This is a genomic window from Micromonospora sp. S-DT3-3-22, assembly GCF_015354745.1.
Taxonomy (GTDB): domain Bacteria; phylum Actinomycetota; class Actinomycetes; order Mycobacteriales; family Micromonosporaceae; genus Micromonospora; species Micromonospora wenchangensis.
Genome location: NZ_JACGMO010000227.1, coordinates 1 through 4440, shown reverse-complemented (window position 1 = coordinate 4440; position 4440 = coordinate 1). Strand labels below are relative to the sequence as shown.

Sequence of the window (4440 nt, the reverse complement as noted above, 5' to 3'; positions counted from 1 at the left end):
GGGGCGGCGGCCGGCCGGCCCGGCGTCGGGACCGGATAGCCCGAGGTCGGATGCGACGCCGGGTGGCCCCGGGGGAGGTGTTACCGTGGAATCCCGTGGATCGCGTGATCACTTGATCGGCACGGCGGTTCGCACGACCGCTACGGACGACACGGGAGCAGGCCTTGGCCCCTTCAGCACGGACGACCCGGCACATCTTCGTCACCGGGGGCGTCGCCTCCTCGCTCGGTAAGGGCCTCACCGCCTCCAGTCTCGGCAATCTGCTCACCGCACGCGGGCTGCGGGTGGTCATGCAGAAGCTCGACCCCTACCTCAACGTCGACCCCGGGACGATGAACCCGTTCCAGCACGGCGAGGTGTTCATCACCGAGGACGGCGCGGAGACCGACCTCGACGTCGGGCACTACGAGCGTTTCCTCGACCGGGACCTCTCCGGCAAGGCCAACGTCACCACCGGCCAGATCTACTCCGACGTGATCGCCAAGGAGCGGCGCGGCGAGTACCTGGGCGACACCGTCCAGGTCATCCCGCACATCACCAACGAGATCAAGGCGCGGATCCTCGGCATGGCCGACCCGGACGCCGACGGCCAGATCCCCGACGTGGTGATCACCGAGGTCGGCGGCACCGTCGGCGACATCGAGTCGCTGCCGTTCCTGGAGGCCATCCGGCAGGTGCGCCACGACCTGGGCCGGGACAACTGCTTCTACCTGCACGTGTCGCTGGTGCCCTACCTGGCGCCGTCGGGGGAGCTGAAGACCAAGCCGACCCAGCACTCGGTGGCGCAGCTGCGCAACATCGGCATCCAGCCCGACGCGATCGTGCTGCGCTGCGACCGGGAGATCCCGGAGAAGCTCAAGGAGAAGCTGTCGCTCTACTGCGACGTGGACGCCGAGGCGGTCGTGGCCGCCCCGGACGCGCCGAGCATCTACGACATCCCCAAGGTGCTGCACCGTGAGGGGCTCGACGCGTACGTGGTGCGCCGGCTCGGCCTGTCGTTCCGTGACGTCGACTGGACCCGCTGGGACGACCTGCTGGAGCGGGTGCACCAGCCGCACCACACGGTCACCGTGGCGGTCGTCGGCAAGTACGTCGACCTGCCCGACGCCTACCTGTCGGTCAGTGAGGCGATCCGGGCCGCCGGGTTCGGCCACCGGGCCCGGGTGCAGCTGCGCTGGGTGCCCAGCGACGACTGCGTCACCCCGGCCGGCGCGGCGGCGGCCCTGGCCGGTGCGGACGGCATCGTCATCCCCGGCGGGTTCGGTGTCCGCGGCATCGAGGGCAAGATCGGCACCGCCCGGTACGCCCGGGAGAACGGGGTGCCGTTGCTCGGGCTCTGCCTCGGCCTGCAGTGCATGACGATCGAGGTGGCCCGCCACCTGGCCGGCCTGGACGCGGCGAACTCCCTCGAATTCGACGAGGAGGCCAAGCACCCGGTCATCGCCACCATGGCCGACCAGGAGGACATCGTCGCCGGCCGGGGTGACCTGGGTGGCACCATGCGGCTGGGGGCGTACCCGGCGACGCTGGCCGAGGGGTCGATCGTGGCCGAGGCGTACGGCGCCACCGAGATCAGCGAACGGCACCGGCACCGCTACGAGGTGAACAACGCCTACCGGGACCAGCTCACCAAGGCGGGCCTGCACATCTCCGGCACCTCCCCGGACGGCCGGCTGGTCGAGTTCGTGGAGCTGGACCGCAGCCTGCACCCGTTCTTCGTGGCGACCCAGGCGCACCCGGAGCTGAAGAGCCGCCCGACCCGCCCGCACCCGCTGTTCGCCGGGTTCGTCAAGGCGGCCGTGGCGTACTCGCAGGCCGACCAACTGCCGGTGGACCTCGACCCGGCGCCCGGGGCGGCGACGACCGAGACGGCGAGGAAGGGGACGCAGGCGGCGAGGAACGCGTCCCGCAACGGCGCCCCGGCGACGGCGTCGTCCGCGTCGTGAGCGCCGTCGAGCACCGCTACGAGCTGCGTTCCCGGGTGCAGCGGTACGCCGGGCGGATCTTCACGGTGGTCACCGACGAGGTGACCATGCCCGGTGGGGGCACCGCCACCCGCGACTACGCCCGGCACGTCGGCGCGGTCGCCGTGGTCGCCCTCGACGACGCCGGTCAGGTGGTGCTGGTGCGCCAGTACCGGCAGCCGGTCGGACGGCACCTGTGGGAGCTGCCCGCCGGGCTGATGGACGTCGACGGCGAGGATCTGCCGGTGGCCGCCGCCCGGGAGTTGGCCGAGGAGGCCGACCTGACCGCCGCCCGGTGGGACCTGCTGGTCGACGTGCACACCTCACCGGGTTTCTCCGACGAGGTGGTCCGGGTGTTCCTCGCCCGCGAGCTGGCCGAGGTGCCCGTCGGGCAGCGGCACGAGCGGCACGACGAGGAGGCCGACCTGCAGGTCGTCCGGATCGACCTGGACGAGGCGGTCGGCATGGCGCTGGCCGGGGAGATCACCAATGGTCCGTGCGTGGCCGGGCTGCTGGCCGCCGCGCGGGCCCGCGACGCCGGCTGGTCGGTGCTGCGCCGCGCCGACACCCCGCTGCACCGCTGATCCGTCCGCCGACAGGGGCCGCCACGGTACGCCGCGCGGCCCCTGCGTCGTCTGCCCATCCGGCCGGCGCGGTGCGTCACGACGTCGTTGCGGGAGCGTTTCCCGTCCGGCGGTCGGGGCCGCGCGGTGCGACGATGGGTGTGACGCCGAACGGCAGGCCCGCGCGGTACGCCTGACACACCGTCAGGCGCATCGGGCACCGGTTGTCACTGTGCCGCCCGTCGGGGGAGGGTGGCGCGCCTAGACTGCCGCCGGCGGGACCGGTGGACCGCGTCGGCAACGGAGCCGGCGGGGGCGCCGCGCAGTCCGGGGTGCGGCACCCCGGAGAAGGGTGTCTTACGTGAAGGTCGGAATCCCCCGCGAGGTCAAGAACCACGAGTACCGCGTGGCGATCACGCCCGCGGGCGTCAACGAGTTCGTCCGCCACGGTCACCAGGTCTTCGTCGAGGCCGGCGCCGGCGTCGGGTCCAGCCTCACCGACGACGAGTTCACCGCCGCCGGGGCCACCATCCTCGGCACCGCCGACGAGGTGTGGGACACCGCCGAGCTGGTGCTGAAGGTGAAGGAGCCGATCGCCGAGGAGTACCACCGGATGCGCGCCGGGCAGGTGCTCTTCACCTACCTGCACCTGGCCGCGTCCAAGGAGTGCACCGACGCGCTGGTCGACCGGAGGGTCACCGGCATCGCCTACGAGACCGTCGAGCTGCCCGACCGGTCGCTGCCGCTGCTCGCCCCGATGTCCGAGGTGGCCGGTCGGCTCGCCCCGCAGGTCGGCGCGTACCACCTGCAGCGGCAGGGCGGCGGCCGAGGAATTCTGATGGGCGGCGTCTCCGGGGTGTACGCGGCGAAGACCGTCGTCATCGGCGCGGGCGTGTCCGGGATGAACGCCGCCGCGATCGCGCTGGGCCTGCAGGCCGAGGTGCTGCTGCTGGACAAGAACGTGGCCCGGCTGCGGCAGGCCGACGCGATCTACCGGGGCCACCTGCAGACGGTCGCCTCCAACGCGTACGAGATCGAACGGGCGGTGCTCGACGCGGACCTGGTCATCGGCGCGGTCCTCGTGCCGGGCGCGAAGGCCCCGATGCTGATCTCCAACGAGCTGGTGTCCCGGATGAAGCCGGGCAGCGTGCTTGTCGACATCTCCATCGACCAGGGTGGCTGCTTCGAGGACTCCCGCCCCACCACCCACGCCGAGCCGACCTACCAGGTGCACGACTCGATCTTCTACTGCGTGGCGAACATGCCCGGCGCGGTGCCGCACACCAGCACCTACGCGCTGACCAACGTCACCCTCCCGTACGCCCTGGAGCTTGCCAACCAGGGCTGGCGTGACGCGTTGCGCCACGACCCCGCCCTGGCGCTGGGCCTGAACACCCACGACGGGCAGGTCGTCTACGGCCCGGTCGCCGAGGCGCACGGCATGACCACCCTCCCGCTGGACGAGGTGCTGGCCTGACCGGGTGGACGACGCACGCCCCGGCACCCGACGCCGTGCCCCACGCGGCCGGGGACGAGGTGCCGGGGGCGACAGGTGACGGGGCCGGCGGGGAGCCCGCGCCGGCCCTGCGGCGGGCCGTGCGCGGCTACCTCGACCACCTCACCGTCGAGCGGGGACTGTCGGCGAACACCCTCACCTCGTACCGGCGGGACCTGGACCGTTACCTGGACACCCTGGCCGCCGCCGGGGTACGCGACCTGGCCGCCGTCGACGCCGGGCAGGTCGAGGCGCACCTGGCCCGGCTGCGTGCCGGTGACGACGACCATCCGCCGCTGGCGGTGACCTCGGCGGCGCGGGCCGCGTCCGCCGTGCGCGGGCTGCACCGGTTCGCCGTCCGTGAGGGCCTGGCCGGCGACGACCCCAGCCGCGACGTGCGCCCGCCCACCCCGGCCCG

Annotated in this window: 4 protein-coding genes; all 4 read left to right on the top strand. The window is 73.0% G+C overall.

Annotated elements, in window-relative coordinates; genetic code table 11:
* The first annotated feature begins 164 nt into the window (after positions 1 to 164).
* Positions 165 to 1946 carry a CTP synthase gene (locus tag H1A17_RS33435; protein WP_145918992.1) on the top strand — a complete coding sequence of 594 codons (1782 nt, stop codon included), beginning with the start codon at positions 165 to 167 and terminating at the stop codon, positions 1944 to 1946.
* Positions 1943 to 2548 carry an NUDIX domain-containing protein gene (locus tag H1A17_RS33430; RefSeq protein WP_194823759.1) on the top strand — a complete coding sequence of 202 codons (606 nt, stop codon included), beginning with the start codon at positions 1943 to 1945 and terminating at the stop codon, positions 2546 to 2548. Before H1A17_RS33435 ends, H1A17_RS33430 begins: the two co-directional genes overlap by 4 nt.
* 340 nt (positions 2549 to 2888) lie before the next feature.
* Entirely contained in the window at positions 2889 to 4004 is a 1116-nt protein-coding gene (gene ald / locus H1A17_RS33425) for an alanine dehydrogenase (RefSeq protein WP_145918994.1), read from the top strand.
* A gap of 35 nt (positions 4005 to 4039) precedes the next feature.
* On the top strand, positions 4040 to 4440 hold a 401-nt coding region (locus H1A17_RS33420), incomplete at its 3' end, for a site-specific integrase (protein WP_309236929.1).